Source organism: Paenibacillus massiliensis subsp. panacisoli DSM 21345 (assembly GCF_000426545.1).
Taxonomy (GTDB): domain Bacteria; phylum Bacillota; class Bacilli; order Paenibacillales; family Paenibacillaceae; genus Paenibacillus; species Paenibacillus panacisoli.
Genome location: NZ_AUFO01000035.1, coordinates 1 through 21,053 on the forward strand (window position 1 = coordinate 1; position 21,053 = coordinate 21,053).

At 48.8% G+C, this 21,053-nt stretch carries 16 protein-coding genes and 2 tRNA genes; 15 read left to right on the forward strand and 3 right to left on the reverse strand.

What is annotated here, in order from left to right:
- Nucleotides 1-629: IS3 family transposase (locus K331_RS0120975; protein ID WP_028591805.1), on the forward strand; the 629-nt coding region annotated here is incomplete at its 5' end.
- 91 nt (nucleotides 630-720) lie between these two features.
- Here the strand turns inward: K331_RS0120975 and asnB are convergent.
- Nucleotides 721-2,565 (reverse strand): asparagine synthase (glutamine-hydrolyzing), encoded by a 1,845-nt coding sequence (gene asnB, locus K331_RS0120980; RefSeq protein WP_028591806.1) that lies wholly within the window; start codon nucleotides 2,563-2,565, stop codon nucleotides 721-723.
- A 168-nt stretch (nucleotides 2,566-2,733) separates the two neighbouring features.
- Here asnB and K331_RS0120985 point away from each other — a divergent pair, with 168 nt between their 5' ends.
- From K331_RS0120985 to K331_RS0120995, 3 genes are all read left to right on the forward strand, one after another.
- Complete coding sequence (locus tag K331_RS0120985; protein WP_028591807.1) at nucleotides 2,734-3,087, forward strand: hypothetical protein; 354 nt, start codon at nucleotides 2,734-2,736, stop codon at nucleotides 3,085-3,087.
- An 81-nt stretch (nucleotides 3,088-3,168) separates the two neighbouring features.
- Nucleotides 3,169-3,303 (forward strand): hypothetical protein, encoded by a 135-nt coding sequence (locus tag K331_RS32985; RefSeq protein ID WP_018885444.1) that lies wholly within the window; start codon nucleotides 3,169-3,171, stop codon nucleotides 3,301-3,303.
- Nucleotides 3,304-3,457: 154 nt separating this feature from the next.
- A tRNA-Arg gene (locus K331_RS0120995) sits at nucleotides 3,458-3,531 on the forward strand.
- A gap of 209 nt (nucleotides 3,532-3,740) precedes the next feature.
- On the opposite strand, the gene K331_RS0121000 is transcribed toward K331_RS0120995, so the two are convergent.
- Nucleotides 3,741-4,511 carry a methyltransferase domain-containing protein gene (locus tag K331_RS0121000; protein WP_036635475.1) on the reverse strand — a complete coding sequence of 257 codons (771 nt, stop codon included), beginning with the start codon at nucleotides 4,509-4,511 and terminating at the stop codon, nucleotides 3,741-3,743.
- 349 nt (nucleotides 4,512-4,860) lie between these two features.
- On the opposite strand from K331_RS0121000, the gene K331_RS0121005 reads away from it, so the two are divergent.
- Nucleotides 4,861-5,787, forward strand: coding sequence for an aldo/keto reductase (locus K331_RS0121005; protein ID WP_028591809.1), 927 nt, complete (start codon nucleotides 4,861-4,863; stop codon nucleotides 5,785-5,787).
- A 244-nt stretch (nucleotides 5,788-6,031) separates the two neighbouring features.
- Entirely contained in the window at nucleotides 6,032-7,282 is a 1,251-nt protein-coding gene (locus K331_RS30100) for a DUF418 domain-containing protein (protein ID WP_226383659.1), read from the forward strand.
- Nucleotides 7,283-7,808: 526 nt separating this feature from the next.
- On the opposite strand, the gene K331_RS0121015 is transcribed toward K331_RS30100, so the two are convergent.
- Nucleotides 7,809-7,882: transfer RNA gene (locus K331_RS0121015), tRNA-Arg, on the reverse strand.
- A 316-nt stretch (nucleotides 7,883-8,198) separates the two neighbouring features.
- Between K331_RS0121015 and K331_RS0121020 the strand changes: the two genes are divergently transcribed.
- The 9 genes from K331_RS0121020 (at nucleotide 8,199) to hemA (ending at nucleotide 21,042) form a co-directional block, all read left to right on the forward strand.
- Nucleotides 8,199-9,044: a hypothetical protein gene (locus K331_RS0121020; RefSeq protein WP_033413012.1), complete on the forward strand. Its 846-nt coding sequence runs from the start codon at nucleotides 8,199-8,201 to the stop codon at nucleotides 9,042-9,044.
- A gap of 139 nt (nucleotides 9,045-9,183) precedes the next feature.
- Nucleotides 9,184-10,491 carry a trigger factor gene (tig, locus tag K331_RS0121025; RefSeq protein ID WP_028591810.1) on the forward strand — a complete coding sequence of 436 codons (1,308 nt, stop codon included), beginning with the start codon at nucleotides 9,184-9,186 and terminating at the stop codon, nucleotides 10,489-10,491.
- 475 nt (nucleotides 10,492-10,966) lie between these two features.
- Nucleotides 10,967-11,557, forward strand: coding sequence for an ATP-dependent Clp endopeptidase proteolytic subunit ClpP (gene clpP, locus K331_RS0121030; protein ID WP_025680824.1), 591 nt, complete (start codon nucleotides 10,967-10,969; stop codon nucleotides 11,555-11,557).
- 12 nt (nucleotides 11,558-11,569) lie between these two features.
- Nucleotides 11,570-12,826: an ATP-dependent protease ATP-binding subunit ClpX gene (gene clpX, locus K331_RS0121035; RefSeq protein ID WP_018885435.1), complete on the forward strand. Its 1,257-nt coding sequence runs from the start codon at nucleotides 11,570-11,572 to the stop codon at nucleotides 12,824-12,826.
- 113 nt (nucleotides 12,827-12,939) lie between these two features.
- Complete coding sequence (ispG, locus tag K331_RS0121040; protein ID WP_018885434.1) at nucleotides 12,940-14,064, forward strand: flavodoxin-dependent (E)-4-hydroxy-3-methylbut-2-enyl-diphosphate synthase; 1,125 nt, start codon at nucleotides 12,940-12,942, stop codon at nucleotides 14,062-14,064.
- A gap of 402 nt (nucleotides 14,065-14,466) precedes the next feature.
- Nucleotides 14,467-16,176 (forward strand): ATP-dependent protease LonB, encoded by a 1,710-nt coding sequence (gene lonB / locus K331_RS0121050; protein WP_025680825.1) that lies wholly within the window; start codon nucleotides 14,467-14,469, stop codon nucleotides 16,174-16,176.
- Between the two features lie 169 nt (nucleotides 16,177-16,345).
- Nucleotides 16,346-18,685, forward strand: a complete 2,340-nt coding sequence (gene lon / locus K331_RS0121055) for an endopeptidase La (RefSeq protein WP_028591812.1) — start codon at nucleotides 16,346-16,348, stop codon at nucleotides 18,683-18,685.
- 16 nt (nucleotides 18,686-18,701) lie between these two features.
- Nucleotides 18,702-19,340, forward strand: coding sequence for a ribosome biogenesis GTP-binding protein YihA/YsxC (gene yihA, locus K331_RS0121060; protein ID WP_028591813.1), 639 nt, complete (start codon nucleotides 18,702-18,704; stop codon nucleotides 19,338-19,340).
- Between the two features lie 304 nt (nucleotides 19,341-19,644).
- Nucleotides 19,645-21,042 (forward strand): glutamyl-tRNA reductase, encoded by a 1,398-nt coding sequence (hemA, locus tag K331_RS0121065; protein WP_028591814.1) that lies wholly within the window; start codon nucleotides 19,645-19,647, stop codon nucleotides 21,040-21,042.
- Nucleotides 21,043-21,053: the final 11 nt, after the last annotated feature.

Sequence of the window (21,053 nt, forward strand, 5' to 3'; positions counted from 1 at the left end):
TTAATCATAAAAAAGTGCAGCGTATCATGAAGGAGTTAGGTTTGAAATGCATAGTTCGAATGAAGAAATACCGTTCATACAAAGGAACTGTAGGTAAAATAGCCCCAAACCTGCTTGACCGCCATTTTCAGGCGCAAAAGCCAAATGAGAAGTGGGTTACCGACATTACGGAGTTTAAGTTGTTGGGTCAGAAGCTGTACCTATCTCCCGTATTGGACTTGTTTAACGGTGAAATTATCACCTACACTATCAGATCTCGTCCCATCTACTCCTTGGTCTCGGATATGCTAAACCAGGCCTTTGAACGCTTATCCGAAGGGGGTGAACTCCTCCTGCATTCTGATCAAGGCTGGCACTATCAGATGAAACAATATCAGCATGCTTTAAAGAAACAAGGTATTACCCAGAGCATGTCTCGAAAAGGGAATTGTTATGATAATGCGGTGATGGAAAACTTCTTTGGCATTTTGAAATCCGAATTTCTTTATCGCAACGAGTTTGAAAGTATAGCCCACTTCAAGCAAGAACTTACACGATACATCGATTACTACAATCACAAACGAATCAAGTCTAAACTAAAAGGCAAGAGCCCAGTACAATACCGAGCTCTTGCCGTCCAGGTTGCCTAAATAAAATGTCTAACTTTTTGGGGTCACTTCACTCACTCGAAGATGACGGGCTGCCTGCTTATTTTAGATAGTTGAATCTATATACATAACATTAACGAATGGCGACCTTATACGTGCGAAGCCAATAGTTGACTTGAGTCAGGTAGGCGAATAGCTGCGGACCTGACATGAGCTGACCGAACCAAGGCAGATTGGATGAGGCTTCAGGCGAAGCTGCAATTTCCCGTATCCGGGCTGCATCAATCAGTGGCAGAATCGGAGAGGACGGGTCATCCAGCATATCCAACGCCTGCTTGCGCACCTCATGAAGATAGGCGGGATTGTGCGTCTTGGGATAGGGGCTCTTTTTGCGATATAGCACATCATCAGGCAGAACACCTTCTAGCGCCTTGCGCAAGATACCTTTCTCACGATTGCCCGTCACCTTGATCTCCCACGGAATATTCCATACATATTGCACGAGACGATGATCACAGTAAGGGACACGCACCTCCAGGCCTACGCCCATACTCATTCGGTCCTTGCGATCCAGCAATGTGGGCATGAAGCGTGTAATGTTGAGATAGGACATCACCCGCATCTGTGCGGCCTTACCTGTCTCTCCCTGCAGACGGGGAACCTCTCCGACAGCCTCGCTATAACGATCCTGTAAATACTCCAATGGCTTGATCCAGGCCCTGATCTCGGGGGAGAGCAGATTAGCCCGCAGCTCTGGAGCTACTGCCCACGGGAAGGTGCCTGCATTCAACATTTCCTCCCGATGGAACCATGGGTAGCCACCAAAGACCTCATCAGCAGCTTCACCGGAAATGGCCACGGTCGCTCCCTTTTTGATTTCTCGGCAAAACAAATATAAAGAGGAGTCCACATCTGCCATTCCTGGCAGATCCCTCGTGCGAGTCGAATATTCCAAAGCCTCAACAACCTCAGGGGTGTCAAATTCAATCCAGTGATGCTGGGTGTTCAAATCCTCAACCATACGCTGTATCCATGGTGCATCTGCTCCAGGCTGGAAGGAATGGGCTTTGAAGTGCTTGTCATTATCGACGTAATCGACGGAATACGTGTGAATCTGCCCTTGTCCTGTTCGATTATAATAGCGCACTGCAAGTGAGGATAGTGCACTTGAATCCAGTCCTCCTGACAGCAAGGAGCAGACAGGAACATCCGAGGCCAACTGCCGTTCCACCGTATCCTGCAGAAGCTCTTTTACCTTGGCAGCGGTGTCCTCCACATTATCTTCATGGGCGGCGCTTTCCAGCTTCCAGTAGGTACGAATTCGGCTTCCATTGCGGTCGTAGGTCAACGTCTGTCCTGGTCTAAGCTCCTTAATGGAGGCATATACACCATGACCGGGGGTTCTTGCCGGGCCAATAATAAAAATCTCCGCAAGACCGTCTGCATGCACGACAGCCTCTACATCAGGATGCTGAAGCAAAGCCTTGGGCTCTGACCCGAAAATGAAAGCATCCTTGGTCTCACTATAGAAAAAAGGCTTTACCCCCAGTCGGTCCCTGGCCATAAAGACCTGTTCTTCCTTGCCGTCCCATATCGCAAATGCAAAGATTCCGTTCAACCGGTCTACGCAGTCAGGTCCCCATTCCATATAAGCAACGAGCAGAACCTCGGTATCACATTGTGTCGTAAACGAGTGACCTCTCTGCTGCAGCTCCAGCTTAAGCTCTGGCGCATTATAAATCTCCCCGTTATAGACGATCGTATACGTAGTGTCCTCACGCTTGCGGATCATGGGCTGTGCGCCGTTCTCAGGGTCCATGACGCTTAGTCTCCGGTGACCAAAGGCACAGGGATTGGAGATCCAGGTGCCCGATGCATCCGGTCCACGGCTCACGAGCGTGTTCGTCATTTGCAGGAGCAGATTGGATTGTCGGGTGAGATCTGTATTCCACTGTATGAATCCAGTAATTCCGCACATGTAGATTCATCCCTTCCTTGTCATAGTTCATCCAGTGTCTGGTTTTTGACATCGAGAGTATAAACAAGGATATGCCGAATCAAGGCATAAAATGTCTGTCCGCTTCGAAAACTACATATGATCCGGGGGACTACAAGCACTTAGCACCCTCAGGAAGGAGGACGCCAAATGTATTACATTAAGGATGCCAAGATCAGAAGATATACGGAAATCAACGGGATGCGCTGTGCCGAGATTGAGGTTGAGCCAGGAGCAGCAGATGACCCTTCTTTGCTCGTGTACGTTGCTCCCGCCGCAGATGGCAATCAGTATCAGTTGCTTCGTATTGTACGTAATGATGCTGATCTGGAGCTGGACTGGTACGATAACAATCTTCATTCTGCCTTTGAGGATGCAACAGAGCAGGCCTTTACAGATTCAACCTTAACTACAGCTGGCGAGGAACGTGGCAAATTCACCTCTGAGCTAGTAGGGTTCGGAAAGCTGGAGGCAGAGCTATCGGAGGAGTTCGGTGCTCGTTAGCAAGTCCATGCATGACGCAACATACGTTGTAGGCCAAACACTATAAGGAGCATTAGAGCCGTAGTGGAAAGGAGGGGGATTATGAACGTTAAGGATAACTATAAGAAGAACAAGGGCAACAACTATTCGCATGACTCTGAGTATGCAGAAAAAGTCCTTGATCAGAACGTAAAGCATCCATCTGGAAAGAATCCATGGCGCACAGGAAATAAGTAGCCCTGATCGTAAAAAAATAGTCGTCTGCTTGATGTGGACGGCTATATTTTTATGTGAACATTAGTGGCTGATTATTAATTTAAGAAAAAACACTTTCCATAGACCTCCAATCTGTGCTATAATCAAAAACGCACTAAATACATAATTTTAAAGTGTCCCAGTAGCTCAGCAGGATAGAGCAACGGCCTTCTAAGCCGTCGGTCGGGGGTTCGAATCCCTCCTGGGACGTACAGTTAAGAAGCACTCCACTAGGAGTGCTTCTTTTACGTCAGGGGAAGAGAACTCCTTGAGGGGGGCGTCGGAGCATAAGCTTCGTTAGCACGACTTCGCAGTCGGCTCGATTTATGAGCCGTATCCCTCCTGGAACGTACAGTATAAGAAGCACTCCACATGGAGTGCTTTTTTACGTCAGGGGAAGAGAACCCCTTGTAAGGACATTAGCTTGGCTTAACAGCCGTTATTCGAAGCCGCTTGTAATCCGCATACCAGTTCCCATCCTGGAGCAGTTCGGTGCGGCATGCAGCTGCTATTTTACTGTAGATTTCTTGTCTTTCTGATTCTGTAAAAGTTGAGAAGTAGGGCTTTCCAGCAAAGGCCTCCAGCCAAATGTGAAGCCCCTGCTCTCCGCATTCGAGCATAGTCGGACGATCATAGTGGACAGCTGACAGAACCCGGAACCCTTGCTTCTCCAGCAGAGAGCTGTAAGCGCCAAGCGTTGGGAAGTACCAGGGATGAAGGCTGTTGCCATCAATCCCATAATCTGCGCTTAAGACCTCGTGAATGGCATTAACGACTTGCTGCACATTGCCGTGACCACCGAATTCCAGCACCAGCCGTCCTCCGGGCTTAAGTGCTTGCCACATGCAGGATACGACCTCTGCAGCCTCGGTGACCCAGTGCAGAGCTGCGTTGGAGAAGATCGCATCCAGCGGCTCAGGGACGGCAAAGCTTGCCGCGTCTCCTTGCATAAAGGCTAGAGCGGGATATTTGTGCTGTGCCTTCTCGATCATTTCAGGTGACATATCTATGCCAATGACTCGTGCACCAGTCTCCGAAATTGCATGGCATAGATCGCCAGTGCCGCATCCCAGATCAAGAATAAGCTCTCCTGCCTGAGGAGCAAGCACCTCAACCAATCCCTTACCATATTGAGTTACAAAGGCTAACTGCTGATCGTAGGTATCTGGATTCCAAGCATTTGAAGACATCAGGACCATCTCCTTCATCATGTCATCTGTAGTTATGAATGTATTGTCGCACAGAAAGGCACCTGTATAGAAATATTGGAAAACTACTACCTTAATAGGTATATCCTATTAACGGTCGCTTTCTTATTGGATGATTCGGTCTTAATCATTTTCGGAATTAGATGCTAGTTGCTCAGTTAAGCAGATGTTTTCGACTAGTTAATGCTTAGGAATTCGATTGAGGGAGTAATTTGTCGAGCGGTTGTGGTTGTATGGGCTTCTTGAACTCGTTTACAATGGAAGGGTGTGATTACGAGCATTGAGTACATTTTTGATACATTTTGGATACATAGAAGGGAGAGCGCTTGCTGTGAAATTCAGAACGTTGGGCACGACCGGATTGAAGACCTCTGTCATTGGAGTAGGAACCTGGCAATTCGGTGGTGAATGGGGATTGACGTATTCGCAAAGTCAAGTGGACAGCATACTGGATAAGGCTGCCGAATTGGACATCAATCTAATTGATACGGCGGAATGCTATGGCGATCATTTGTCTGAATCGTTCATTGGGGATTATCTCAGTCGACGTGAACGTGAACGCTGGATCGTGGCCACCAAGTTCGGTCATCATTTTCATGGATTGTTCGAACGAACAGATCAATTCTCGGCTGAAGCAGTGCTTGCACAGCTGGATCAATCATTAAAGGCGCTTCGAACAGAGTATATTGATATTTACCAATTTCATTCCGGGTCAGATAGCAGCTTTGACAATGATAGGCTATGGACTATGCTGGACAAGCAGGTGGAGGCTGGGAAAATCAGGCATCTGGGCATCTCCATCGGGAGCAATGCGAACATCCATCAGACCTCGCAGGCCAGTGATCTGAAAGCGGAGGTTATTCAAGTGGTGTATAACCGCCTGGATCGAGTGCCTGAGAAAGAGGTGTTCCCTTCCTGCGAAGAGCAGAAGCTCGGTGTGCTGGCACGAGTGCCGCTGGCAAGTGGGTATCTGAGTGGTAAATATAAGCCGGGAGCGGCCTTTGGTGAAAATGATGTCCGTCATAAGCATGACGTGCAGCAACGGGACGAGCGACTGGCACAGGTGGAGCAGATTCAGCGTGACGAAGTACCAGCAGGCGTACCGATGGCCGAGTGGGCACTGGCCTGGTGCTTGCAGCATCCGGCTGTGACGGCTGTTATTCCAGGCTGCAAGACTCCTGAGCAGGTTGAGTCCAATGCGGCCGCTGCCTCGCTTGCACTGGTAAATGACGAGCATCCACAAGCTGTGAAGTCCTGAATGTACTAAAAGTCGGAATATGCTGTTCGACGTATATTTTTTAGAGTAGAAGAGGCGCTCTCATTATGGAGGGTGCCTTTTCATTTCGAGGGGGAGGGGAACAGGGGCCAGAACATGAAAGAACTTTATAAAAATAATTAAATTGTATTATAAAGAATTTTTAGAAATTAAGTGTTAAAATAACTCGAATGATACATTGTAGGAATAAATGGATGCTATTTCTATCAATATTCTATAAATAGAGGTGATTAGATTGAGTACACCCAAAAAGCGCGTTCAATTAATCGATGCATTACGCGGATTCAGTCTGGCCGGGATCGTGCTAGCGAATATACTGGCATTTCAATATGGGGTCTTCGGCCAGAGTACACCGCAATTATTCGGGATAGTCGGAGCTGAGCGGGCATTGCACTCGCTCCTCCTTGTCACTGTGGTAGGAAGTTTTATGCCAATCTTTGCATTTATGTTTGGCTTCGGCATGATTAAGTTATCAGAAAGCCTACAATCACGAGAGCTGCGCCCAAAGTGCCATCTGGCTCGCCGCTTCCTAATGTTATTTGTCATCGGTATGCTGCACATGACCTTCCTGTGGGAAGGGGACATTCTGATGTTTTACGGGGTCCTTGGCTTCTTCTTGCTGATGTTCCTCAACAGGAAGCCGAGAACGCTACTAATCTGGGCGGTACTGCTACTCGCCGGGTCAGGCTTGTTTGGTCTTCTTGCCTTCAATCCACTGGATCCGCTGGCCCATACACCGTCCACGCATATGGAGAATTATATTCTACAGAGTAAAGATGTCTACGGCAGCGGCAGCTATGCAGAGATCAGAAATTTCATGAACAACGCCGATCCATTCGGCCGGGACTTCGATGAGACGTTAGCCTTGTTGATTCTGGTGTCTGTTCCGCTGTTGCTGGTGCCGATGTTTCTGCTCGGTATGCGCGCCGCCAGAGTGGGCACGTTTGACGATCCTGAGGCAATGCGGCATACGTATCTGCGTCGAGCCGTGATTCTGATTCCGGTCAGCTTGCTGCTCAAAGCATACGGTGTATTGGCGCCACAGCTCAGTGTAGGAGGATGGCCCGGAATGGGCATTGGGGGCGCACTCGGAGGAACGTTACTTGCGCTTGGGTATATTTATGCATTTGCGTGGCTTTATGTGGGGCGCAGCCATGCGAGGCTGATCAGCAGATTCGAGGCGGTTGGGCGACTCTCGTTGACGAATTACTTGATGCAAAGTGTGATCTGTACAATGATTTTTTACGGATATGGCTTGGGATTGTTTGGTCGTGCTGGTGTGTTCATCGGGGCTGTTATTGCGCTTGCTGTCTACGGCTTTCAATTGTGGTTCAGCCCGCTCTATTTAAAGAAGTTTAGCAATGGACCGTTCGAGCATGTCCTACGGATCTGGACGTATCTGTCCTGGAAAGGGCAGCCGAAAAAGAAAAGAAGAACGCAGCAAATGACCACAGAAAATGCATCCGGCGTCAACTGAGCTGACAAGTAACTACGAAACGAAAAAAGATTCATTTATGTGAAGGGTAGTAAGGGGTTCTCATCCCAAGACGTAAAAAAAGCACTCCATGCGGAGTGCTTTTTTTACGTCCCAGGAGGGATGCGGCTCAAAAATCGAGCCGACTGCGAAGTAGCGCTACCGAAGCCTATGCTCAGACGCCCCCCCTGAAGGGGTTCTCATCCCCTGACGTAAAAAAGCACTCCATGTGGAGTGCTTCTTATACTGTACGTCCCAGGAGGGATACGGCTCAAAGTTCGAGCCGACTGCGAAGTAACGCTACCGAAGCCTATGCTCCGACGAACCCCTGAAGGGGTTCTCATCCCCAGACGCAACAAAAAGCACTCCAAGCGGAGTGCTTCTTGTAATACGTCCCAGGAGGGATACGGCTCAAAATCGAGCCGACTGCGAAGTAGCGCTACCGAAGCCTATGCTCCGACGCCCCCCTGAAGGGGTTCTCATCCCCTGACGTAAAAAAGCACTCCATGTGGAGTGCTTCTTACCTATACGTCCCAGGAGGGATTCGAACCCCCGACCGACGGCTTAGAAGGCCGTTGCTCTATCCAGCTGAGCTACTGGGACATAAAATTCAAGCGAATATTAATGTACCATATATCTGATACAAGTTCAAGTTTTATTTTCTAACTATTTCTAAAGTAAGTGATAGGAGGTTTTTTCGTTTTCGAAATAGGGTATGTTAGAATCATATAGGTTTCTAGTAAAAACAAGCTATTGGACTTCGACTGTTGTTTCCCAGTATAATCTACAATCATTTGGGCATTTGAGCTTTTGGAGGAGAGGGGGGAATATTATAAAGGACTCCAAGGTATCCACAGAAGATAACAATATTATCCTGTTCCCGAAGACGCTGGATTATTACCAGATTCAACTGACCGTGATGCTTGAGAACGAGCGATATCAGGAAGCCATGGGGTTGCTGCGCTTTTTGTTGAAATGTCAGGGACAGAATCCGAAGCATTACGAAGAATGGGATGCACTTTTGCAATGGCTGGAAGCGGCTTTTCCGCAAGGAACTGTACATACCGAGCTGTCTGAGAATCGTACGGATGATGAGGGAGACGTCAGTGAAGAGGAGTTGGCAAGAAGGCAGGCTCACCTGAAGCTTCAGCAGGATTCGGGATATGGCGACAAGCTCCTTCGCATGGTCATGGAAGAGCCATTGTCCGAGCAGACGATGCTGGCACTGGAGCAGCTATCTTATCTTGAGCAACCTGAAATTGATGAGGCCCTGATGCAATGGCTTGAGGAGAAGCCGATGCATCCCTTGCTGCAGTTCCGAGTGCTGCAGACGCTACGTAAGCGGGGCGTGGATGGCACGATTCGCTTCAAACGGGATGGATCGGCAGCAGAGATTGACATGGATACAGTGCCACTGCAGCCGGATGATTTTCCACAACCGATTATTCGTATTCTGGAACGTGTGGCGGATCAGACGGAGGTGCATGAACCGACACTGTTTTACTTTGCACAGGAATTGTGGTCTCAATTTGTCATGGCAGTGTATGGAACGGACGATTATCGGTCAATGCTGAGTGAAGACGACAGTATGATGGATATTTGGGCGGCAGCACTGCATCAGACCGTATCAGAGAGCCTGACAGGGGCAAAGGACGAGGAAGAGACAAGAAGTCTCTACGGCATTACCGATTCCATGCGCTTTAGGTATGAGCAGGCTTATCGATCGATGAAGCATTTTGTATCTGTTGGCATGCAAACTCCGTAGCCTCGGGACCAGTTTCCACTCCCTGCCATCAGGGTTGCCCTTGAAAAAGTTTTCAAAGTTGTATATACTATGATGGAAATTTTGTGCGTATTTTTAGCGTGAATTCAAGTTAAGATATTGTTGGAGGGGAAAGCATAAAATGAAAGCAACTTGGGAGAAAATAGACAAGAACGTAGGCGTTCTTGAGGTTGAAGTGGAAGCGGAACGTGTCTCCGCAGCGCTTGACAAAGCTTTTAATAAAGTAGTGAAACAAGTAAACGTACCAGGATTCCGTAAAGGTAAAGTGCCACGCCCGATTTTCGAAAAACGCTTTGGTGTGGAAAGCCTTTACCAAGATGCAATCGACATTCTGCTGCCAGAAGCTTACGGCGAAGCAGTGAATGAGACGGATATCTTCCCGGTAGATCGTCCAGACGTAGATATCGAGCAATTCAACAAAGGCGAAACTTTCAAGTTCAAAGCGAAAGTGACTGTGAAGCCTGAAGTTGAGCTGGGCGAGTACAAAGGCGTTGAAGTGCCTGTAGCCAAATCCGAAGTAACGGATGAAGAAGTTACAGCTGAACTGGAGCGTCTGCAACAGCGTCATGCTGAACTGATCGTGGTAGAAGAAGAGGCTGCTCAAGCCGGCGATACAGCTGTGCTGGACTTCGACGGTTATGTAGACGGCGAGCAATTTGAAGGTGGACAAGCTGAGCGCTATTCTCTGGAACTCGGATCCGGTACCTTCATCCCAGGCTTTGAAGATCAAGTCATCGGCATGAACACTGGTGATTTCAAGGATGTTGAAGTAACCTTCCCTGAGAACTACCACTCTGCTGAGTTGGCTGGCAAAGCAGCGGTATTCAAAGTGAAAATTCATGAGATCAAGCGCAAGCAACTGCCTGCTCTGGATGACGAGTTCGCTAAAGATGTCAGCGAGTTCGATACTCTGGCTGAGTACAAAGAAGATCTCAAGAAACAACTTCAAGAGCGTAAAGACAACGAAGCTAAAGCAGCACGTGAAAATGCTGTAGTAGAAAAAGTTGGCGAGAACGCAACAATCGACATTCCTGAAGCCATGATCAACAGCGAAGTTGAGAACATGATGCGTGATTTCGACAACCGTCTTCGCAATCAAGGCATGAACATTGACATGTTCCTGAGCTTCTCCGGCCAGACTCGTGAGGATCTGCAAGGACAAATGCGTGATGACGCTGCTAAGCGCGTACGCAACAACCTGGTGCTGGAGCAAGTAGCCAAAGCCGAGAATGTTGAAGTAAGTGAAGAAGAAGTGAACGAAGAACTGCAAAAAATGGCTGACACTTACAAGCGTTCTGTTGAAGAAATTCGCGGAATCCTTGAAGGTAATGGCTCCATCAGCAATCTTCGTGAAGAAATCTCTCTTCGCAAAACAATCGCTCTGCTGGTAGACAGCAGCAAAGAAGTAGAAGCTCCAGCGGCTGAGTAAGCTTATCGGCAACAGGGAGATTCACCGAATTACATGACAAATTACTATTGGGTGAGGTATACTCCGTTCCTGATAGTGAATGATACAGAAATAGGGCACGCAGTTAATCAACTCGTGCCTTATTTTTAACTTATGGCATCCAAACCCTGGCAGTTCAGGAGGCAAATAGTACCTGATACTACATGGGGATTCCCTATGACGGAGTGCAAGAATCCGCGGGGATTCAGTAGCCAGCATCTCTTGTACATAGGTCCATTTTGTCGTGTTATCGCCATTACGAAGTACATATACTGATTCAAAGCCTTGCTAATCGGGCTGCCTGAATGCCATTTGCACTGCACATATAAAACATGTTTAAATATGATAAGGTCTGCAATATGACATTGGACCTGTAACATGTTAAAATACGTTTAGGTAAAATTCTGTTTCGGTTTTGCCGATTTTCATTTTACCAATGGAAAAGAGGTTGGTCACAATGAGTCTCGTACCTATGGTTGTTGAGCAAACGAATCGAGGAGAAAGATCCTACGATATTTACTCCCGCTTGCTTAAGGATCGCATTATTTTTCTGAGCAGCGCAATTGACGATGATGTTGCCAATCTCGTTATAGCACAGCTTCTGTTTCTGGCTGCGGATGATCCTGAGAAGGATATCAGCTTGTATATCAATTCGCCCGGCGGTTCTGTAACAGCCGGTATGGGTATATATGATACAATGCAATTCATCAAGCCTGACGTATCAACCATCTGTGTAGGTATGGCTGCAAGCATGGGCTCTCTGCTGCTCACGGCCGGCGCGCCTGGCAAGAGATACGCTCTCACCAACAGTGAGGTTATGATTCATCAGCCGCTTGGTGGCATCCAAGGGCAGGCATCCGATATACAGATTCACGCTGACTGGATTATCAAGACACGCCAGAAGCTTAATCAGATTTATGTGGAGCGGACAGGTCAGCCCCTGGAAAAAATCGAACGGGATACAGACCGCGACTTTTTCATGGATGCCGAAGAAGCTAAAGCATACGGGATCATAGACCAAGTGCTTACCAAGCCGACCAATTTGTAAAGGGGTGGTTACATGTTCAAATTTAACGATGAGAAAGGGCAACTGAAGTGCTCCTTCTGCGGAAAATCACAAGAGCAGGTGCGCAAGCTGGTTGCGGGACCTGGAGTCTATATATGCGATGAGTGTATTGAATTATGTACGGAGATCGTGGAGGAGGAGCTGGGTCACGAGGAAGAGCTTGACCTGAAGGATATTCCAAAGCCACTTGAGATTCGTGCAATTCTGGATCAGTATGTCATTGGGCAGGATCAAGCTAAGAAATCCCTGTCTGTTGCAGTATATAATCATTACAAACGGATCAATACGCAGAGCAAAGCCGATGATGTTGAGCTGACGAAGAGTAATATTCTGATGCTGGGACCAACAGGCTCAGGTAAGACTTTGCTAGCACAGACGATGGCCAAGATTCTGAATGTGCCATTCGCTATTGCCGATGCAACGTCCCTGACGGAAGCAGGCTATGTCGGTGAGGATGTAGAGAACATCCTGCTGAAGCTCATTCAGGCAGCGGATTACGATGTAGAGAAGGCCGAACGCGGTATTATCTACATTGATGAGATCGATAAGGTTGCTCGCAAGTCCGAGAATCCTTCCATTACAAGAGATGTATCCGGGGAAGGTGTTCAGCAAGCTTTGCTGAAGATTCTCGAAGGTACGGTAGCTTCTGTTCCTCCGCAAGGTGGACGTAAGCATCCACATCAAGAATTTATTCAAATTGATACCACGAACATTCTGTTCATTTGTGGTGGTGCATTCGACGGCCTGGAGCAAATGATCAAACGCCGGATTGGCAAAAAGGTCATCGGCTTCAATGCCTCGGCAGACCAGAAAGATTTGAAACCAGGTGAATATCTGCAAATGGTACTACCTGAGGATCTGCTCAAGTTCGGTCTAATCCCTGAATTTGTAGGTCGTCTGCCAGTGATTTCTACGCTGGAGCCGCTTGATGAGAACACACTGGTACGTATTCTGTCGGAGCCTAAGAACGCGCTGACGAAGCAATATCAGAAGCTGCTGGAAATGGATAATGTCACGCTGGAATTCCAGCAGGACGCACTGGAGGCCATTGCCAAAGAAGCAATTAAGCGTAATACCGGAGCTCGTGGTCTGCGTGCGATTATTGAAGGCATTATGCTGGATGTCATGTATGAAGTGCCGTCCCGTGATGACGTTACTACTTGCATCATTAATGAGAAAGTCGTTCAGGATAAGATGGCTCCCGAGCTTCGTGGTGCCGACAAAGATAAAACACAAGAAGAGAGCGCCTAAGACAGTAACTTTCGCGACCTCGATAACATGAGCCTGCCATCCTCCACGTTTCGCCCGCTTTGACGTCTAAGCGGGCGGGGGTGGAGCTTTGGTATTATGGGAGAGATATGACCATGTTCTTAAGACAAGACACCCGTCCCGTCAAAGTCGGCAATCTGACCATTGGCGGAAGCAACGAAGTGATCATTCAGAGTATGTGTACGACGAAGACAGCTGACGTACAGGCTACCGTAGCTGAAATTCTGCGCTTGGAGGAGGCCGGCTGTCAGATTGTTCGGGTAACTGTCAACAATGAAGAGGCTGCCGCCGCCATCAAAGAGATCAAGAAGCAAATTCATATTCCTCTTGTTGCGGATATTCATTTTAACTACAAGCTCGCTCTGCTTGCCATTGAGAACGGCATCGACAAGGTACGGATCAATCCCGGAAATATCGGCCGTCGTGAGAAGGTTGAGGCAGTCGTTAAGGCTTGTAAGGAGAAGGGGATTCCGATTCGGATCGGAGTCAATGCAGGTTCCCTGGAGCAGCATTTGCTGGACAAATACGGCTACCCTACGCCTGATGCGATGGTGGAGAGTGCCCTCTTTCACATTAACATTCTGGAGGAGCTGGACTTCCACGATATTATCGTGTCTCTGAAGGCATCGGATGTGCCGATGGCGATTGAGGCATACACGAAGGCTGCTAAAATCATCCCTTACCCGCTGCATTTGGGTATTACCGAAGCAGGAACACTGTTTACAGGGACTGTGAAGAGTGCGGCCGGGATGGGAGCTCTGCTTTCTGCAGGTATCGGCTCGACGATGCGTATCTCGCTCAGTGCTGATCCTGTCGAGGAGGTTAAGGTGGCTCGTGAGCTGCTGAAGACATTTGGGCTGATTACCAACGCAGCGACGCTCATCTCCTGCCCCACCTGCGGGCGACTGGATATTGACTTGTTCTCCATCGCCAACGAGGTTGAGGATTATATTGCCAAGCTGAAGGTACCCATCAAGGTATCCGTGCTGGGCTGTGCGGTGAATGGACCTGGTGAAGCGAAGGAAGCGGATATCGGAATTGCCGGAGCACGCGGCGAGGGTCTGCTATTCCGTTACGGACAGATGATTCGCAAGGTTCCTGAGGCCGATATGGTAGACGAGTTGAAGAAAGAGATTGATATTATCGTCAAGGCCTATGAGGAGACCGGCGAGATTCCGGGACGTAAGGAACGGCACGGTCATCAAAAGCAAGAGGCTTGAGGATGGAGCGAGTGCTTGTGCTGGACGTGGCTTGTGAACTAATACATTAAATATCTGCCGGATTGGCTATAGATAAATGTGACTCTAACAGCTGTATACGTCGCTGTTCTTGAGTCACAACCGCATATGAGCGGGCTGCTAGGTTCAGTTGCAGCTTGTTATATTGAAGAAGCATGTGAGTAGCTCGCATGCTTCTTTGCTTTGTTACCATCTCTGTTATCATCTCTGTTGCCACTTCTATCTATCACCTCCGTTTTTGCTACGTCATTCACCTTTGACATCTCCCCCTATTTTCTCTGTCTGTAACTTCTTTTGTGTGTATCGTTTAGAGGTCGATGAAAAGGAAATAATGGTTGTCATAGACGATCCCTGCAGACAGGGAGTAAAACGGAGGAATGACAAATGGATTTCACTATGATTATCATGCTCGTGCAGTTGTTCTTTGGAATTGTAATCGGATTGTACTTTTGGAATTTGCTTCGCAGCCAGAAGACCAATCGGGGCGCTGTGGATCGAGAATCACGTAAGGAATTGGATAAGCTAAGAAAGCTGCGTTCCATCTCATTGACCAAGCCTTTGGCTGAACGTACTCGCCCTGCGGCTATTCAAGATATTGTGGGACAGAAGGATGGGCTACGTGCGCTCAAGGCAGCACTATGCAGCGCGAATCCTCAGCATGTCATTATTTATGGGCCTCCTGGAGTTGGTAAGACAGCCGCCGCTCGTGTTGTCTTGGAGGAAGCGAAGAAGAATCCGTCCTCTCCATTTCGGGCAGATGCAAAGTTCACTGAAATTGATGCAACGACGGCGAGATTTGATGAACGCGGAATTGCTGATCCACTCATTGGCTCTGTTCATGACCCCATTTATCAAGGAGCTGGCGCGATGGGAGTGGCTGGAATTCCCCAGCCGAAGCCGGGTGCGGTTACGAAGGCCCATGGCGGCATATTGTTCATAGATGAGATTGGAGAGCTGCACCCAACCCAGATGAACAAATTGTTGAAAGTGCTGGAAGATCGTAAAGTATTTTTGGAGAGTGCATATTATAATTCTGAAGATACGCATACACCTGCGTACATTCATGATATTTTCCAGAATGGCTTACCAGCGGATTTTCGTATGGTCGGGGCAACGACACGTTCTCCACACGAGCTACCGCCAGCGCTTCGCTCCCGCTGCATGGAGATTTACTTTCGCTCGCTGCTGCCGGAGGAGATCGGGCGGATCGCGGAGGACGCTGTATCCAAGCTGAGCTTCGAGCCTTGTCCTGAAGCCGTGAAGGTGGTACAACGCTATGCCACGAACGGAAGAGAAGCGGTGAACATGATTCAATTGGCTGCTGGGATCGCACTGACAGAGCAACGCAATACGCTGCATCCAGATGATCTGGAATGGGTCGCTGGCAGCAGTCAGATCCAGCCACGTCCCGACCGGAAGGTGCCTTCCCGTCCACAGGTAGGCTTTGTGAATGGACTTGCGGTCTATGGACCGAATCTAGGTATGCTGCTGGAGATTGAGGTTACGGCCGTTCCTGTGCCCAGAGGACAGGGAAACTATAATATTACTGGTGTAGTGGATGAAGAAGAGATCGGGGGCGGCTCACGAACGCTGCGGCGCAAGAGTATGGCTAAAGGCTCTGTGGAAAACGTACTCACAGTATTGCGGACCTGTGGGCTACGGCCTGAGGATTATGAGCTGCACATCAATTTCCCGGGTGGAACACCAATTGATGGACCATCAGCTGGCATTGCCATGGCTACGGCCATCACATCTGCCATTCGGAATATTCCGATTGATCATGAGCTGGCCATGACTGGAGAGGTCAGTATACATGGCAGAATCAAGCCGATAGGCGGAGTGCTGGCGAAGATTGAAGCAGCCGTGCAAGCTGGCGCCAAGCGTGTCATCATTCCGCTGGATAACTGGCAGAGCTCTTTTGATAAGCTAGCGGATTTACAGGTTATTCCCGTGCAGTCCGTAGATGAAGCCTTCGGACATATTTTCGGGGAAGCATGGAATCCAGAGCAGGAAGCAACAGCGCCCATGGAGAATTTTTTGCCAGCAAGAACGAGCTTTTTACAGGCAGAAGGGCCGCAGGGAAGCAGCATGTGAGTTCCTATTTGGCATAGATGGGTGCCTCTCATTGGTTTTTCCATGAAACATTTGTTAAAATAGCAATAATGACAACCTGGGCATCTTGTATGTGAGGTATTTCGGCTTATCGATATAGGCCTGAGGGTACATGATGCTGAACCTGAGAACCATTGGAGGTGCGAAAGCGATGGGACCAAGTAAAACTAAAGGCCGTCGTTTTCCTTTACTGCCTTTAAGAGGACTTCTTGTCTACCCGAGTATGGTTCTGCATCTCGATGTGGGCCGGGAAAAATCGGTCAAGGCTTTGGAAAAAGCGATGGTAGAGAATAATTTGATCCTGCTGTGTTCTCAATCCGATGTTAATATTGAAGAACCTACGCAGGATGATATTTTCAAGATTGGTACAGTGGCCAAAGTACGTCAGATGCTCAAGCTTCCGAATGGAACCATTCGTGTTCTTGTAGAGGGGCTGGAGCGTGCAGAGATTATCCAGTACTTGGAGAATGAGGAGTATTACGAGGTAATGGCAAAAGAACTGCCCGAGCCTGACGTGACTCATCTGGAAATTGATGCTCTGATGCGCACGGTGCTGAACCAATTTGAGAACTATATCAATTTATCGAAGAAGGTCACTCCGGAGACGCTGGCGGCTGTCTCTGATATCGAGGAGCCTGGCAGATTGGCTGATGTCATTACCAGTCACCTGGCACTCAAAATAAAAGACAAGCAGGAAATTCTGGAGACGATCGATGTTGCAGAACGGCTCGAAAAGCTGCTGGATATTCTGAACAACGAACGTGAAGTGCTGGAGCTGGAGCGCAAAATCAACCAGCGCGTGAAGAAGCAGATGGAGAAAACGCAAAAAGAGTACTATCTCCGTGAGCAGATGAAAGCGATCCAGAAGGAACTGGGCGATAAGGAAGGCCGTGCCGGTGAGGTAGAGGAGCTTCGCGCACAGATGGCGGAGCAGGAGTTGCCTGACAAGGTAAAGGAGAAGCTGGAGAAGGAAATCGAGCGACTGGAGAAAATGCCTACCAGCTCTGCTGAAGGCGGGGTCATTCGCAACTATGTGGATTGGCTGCTCAGTCTGCCATGGAGCAAGACGACAGATGATGATCTGGACATGGCGCGTGCAGAAGAAGTGCTCGATGAAGATCATTATGGTCTGGAGAAGCCCAAGGAGCGTGTGCTGGAATACTTGGCTGTACGCAAGCTGGTGAAGACGATGAAGGGTCCGATTCTATGCCTCGTTGGGCCGCCAGGGGTCGGGAAGACATCACTTGCTCGCTCGATTGCCAAAGCACTTGGTAGAGAATTCGTGCGAATCTCCTTGGGCGGTGTGCGTGATGAAGCCGAGATTCGTGGGCATCGGCGAACGTATGTCGGTGCGATGCCTGGTCGGGTTATTCAGGGGATGAAATCAGCCGGTACCATGAATCCTGTCTTTCTGCTTGATGAGATTGACAAAATGGCTTCGGACTTCCGTGGTGATCCGGCCTCTGCTCTGCTGGAGGTGCTGGACCCGGAGCAAAACAATACGTTTAGCGATCATTTTGTAGAGCTGCCGTTCGATCTGTCGAATGTGATGTTCGTGACGACGGCTAATGCACTTCATAATATTCCGCGCCCATTGCTGGACCGGATGGAGATACTGAGCATTCCGGGCTATACGGAGCTGGAGAAGCTTCAGATTGCAACTCGTTATCTGGTACCCAAGCAGAAGCGGGAGCATGGACTTGAAGATCAGCAGCTAATCATTGAAGAGGACACACTGCTTACCGTCATTCGTGAGTATACACGGGAGTCCGGTGTCCGTAATCTGGAGCAGCAGATTGCTTCTCTGTGCCGGAAGGCTGCGAAGACTATTGTATCCACGTCTGAGGAGCAAGCGATTCATATCCAGCCTGATGATGTAAAGGATTATCTGGGTATACCCAAATTCAGATATGGCATGGCTGAGCTTGAGGATCAGGTTGGGACAGTCACTGGGCTGGCCTGGACGGAGGTTGGTGGCGAGACTCTCACGATTGAGGTGACGGTAGTGCCTGGCTCTGGCAAGCTGATCCTCACGGGCAAGCTGGGAGATGTGATGAAGGAATCAGCACAGGCTGCCTTCAGCTACACGCGCTCCAAAGCCTCGGAGCTTGGCATTGAGACGGATTTTTATGAGAAGAACGATATTCACATCCATATCCCTGAGGGAGCCATTCCGAAGGATGGTCCATCGGCTGGTATTACAATTGCTACAGCGCTTGTCTCTGCCCTAACCAATCGCCATGTCTCCAAGACGGTTGCCATGACGGGGGAGATTACACTGCGCGGTCGTGTACTGCCCATCGGGGGATTGAAAGAGAAATCACTAGCCGCCCATCGAGCGGGGTACAAGAAAATATTGCTGCCTAAGGACAATGAACGGGATCTGAAAGACATCCCTGATAGTATCAAGGATGATGTGGAGTTCATTCCTGTGGCTCACATGGATCAAGTGCTGCAGCATGCGCTTGTCGAGCAGGCGAGCGTGCATTAGAGAGGACACATATTACATGAAAGTAACCAAATCGGAATTCGTGATCAGTGCAGTACGCCCTGATCAATATCCTGAGGATGCCCTGCCTGAGGTAGCTCTGGCAGGGCGCTCCAACGTCGGGAAATCATCGCTCATTAACCGCATGATCAACCGCAAGAATCTGGCCCGGACCAGCTCAACACCGGGGAAGACGCAACAGCTGAATTATTACCGCATTAATGATGAATTATATTTTGTGGATTTTCCAGGTTATGGATTTGCGAAGGTCTCCAAGTCGCTTCGCCAAGCATTTGGCAATATGATCGAGACCTATCTGATGCAACGGGAGCCACTCAAGCTGGTTCTGCAGATGGTCGACCTTCGTCACCCACCATCCAAGGATGATCGACTGATGAATGAATGGCTTATGCATTACGACCTGCCATTGTGCGTAGTAGGAACGAAGGCAGACAAAATTCCGAAGACCCGTCGTGACAAGCACATCAAGATGATCAAGCAGGAGCTAGGAATCGGCCCTGGAGGGTTGTTCATCCCATTTTCGTCAGAAGAGGGCCTGGGAAGAGATGAGCTGTGGTCTGTGATCTCGCAGTATACAGGAGTTGGACAGGAGACACCAGCCACGGCTGAGTCTGAGAACGAGACAGAGCGTGATTAGTCTTACGATGAGGAAGTTCGTGGAAAGTCTGATTTAGCAATAGGATGTAGCAGCTATACAATATGATTATAGATATTTTATGATATAAGGTTTACATTATGAGCATCCCGAAAGGGGTGCTTTTTTGTATGGTGATTTGGTTAGGTATAACATAAGTGGACACAGATTAAACTAAAGGGGTCTTAGTTTCTTCATAAACTTTTCATAAAAATCGCCTGGAGCTATCGGGGTTCTGTGATATACTTAACATAGTTGAAAGAACGTATGTGATTTTATTTACTACAGTAAGGCAGGTGGACTATTCATGCACATCCTCGCAGTGGGATTAAACTATAGAACAGCTCCTGTGGAGGTCAGAGAACGATTTACCTTCGCTGAGCAGGATTTGCCAGCAGCACTGGAGAAGCTAAAACTCACGAAGAGTGTGCTTGAGGGTGTTATTGTAGCTACCTGCAATCGTACGGAAATCTATGTGGTGGTAGATCGGCTGCATATGTGTGGGTATTTTATTCGCAGCTTTATGGAGCAATGGTTCGGTATCCCTCGTGATCAATTTACACAGCATCTATATATATACGAAGACGAACAAGCCATCCGTCACCTATTCCGTGTAACCTGTGGGCTGGATTCCATGGTGCTTGGCGAGACACAGATTCTCGGTCAGGTGAAGCATGCGTTCCTCGCTGCTCAGGAGCGGAAGGCAACAGCGACCTGGTTCAATATGCTGTTCAAGCAGGCCGTGACGCTTGGCAAAAGAGCGCACTCGGAGACGTCTATTGGCGAGAGCGCAGTGTCTGTCAGCTATGCGGCTGTAGAGCTCGGCAAGCGGATTTTTGGCACATTTAAGGATAAGAAGGTTATGATCCTGGGTGCTGGCAAGATGAGTGAACTGACAGTGAAGCATCTGTACGCAGGCGGGGCAGCAGAGGTGATTGTTGCCAACAGGACACTGGCGCGCGCCGAGGAGCTGGCCTCCAAATTCCAGGGTACTCCTGTTACGATGGACCAAGCGCTCCAGCGTCTGCATGAGGTGGATATCGTCATTAGCTCCACAGGAGCCAAGGAATATGTACTGGATACCAGAAGTGTACGAGAGCAGATGAAGCAGCGTCAGTCGCGGCCACTATTCATGATTGATATTGCGGTCCCACGGGATATTGATCCTGCTGCCGGGGATATCCATAACGTGTTCCTGTATGATATTGATGATCTGGAAGGCATCGTAGAGAGTAATCTCGAAATGCGTCGAACGGAAGCAGCCAAGATTGAAGTGATGATGGAATCAGAGATGGAGCAATTCTATCAGTGGCTTAAGACCATGGGTGTACGCCCGGTCATTCGTGCACTGCAGGAGAAATCTGCTTCTGTGCATGAAGAGACTCTGCAAAGCCTCTTCAATCGTCTGCCTGATCTGGATGAGCATGAGCGTACCGTCATTCGCAAGCTGACCAAGAGTATGATGAATCAGATGCTGCATGACCCGATTAATCGGATCAAGGAACTGGCTGTCGAGAAGCAGGGGAATGAATCGCTGGAGATGTTCAGCCAGATATTCGCTCTGGAGGATCGCTTGGACGATGCGGCAGCGAAGGTGGAACATAGTCACGCATTGGCTATGAGAATGAAAGGGACAGCCCAGAAAGAAAAGCAAGCCAGCGTGTCCGAATCTGCACCGGCTTCTTATGCGCCGGTCGGTCTATAGGTAGGTGATGC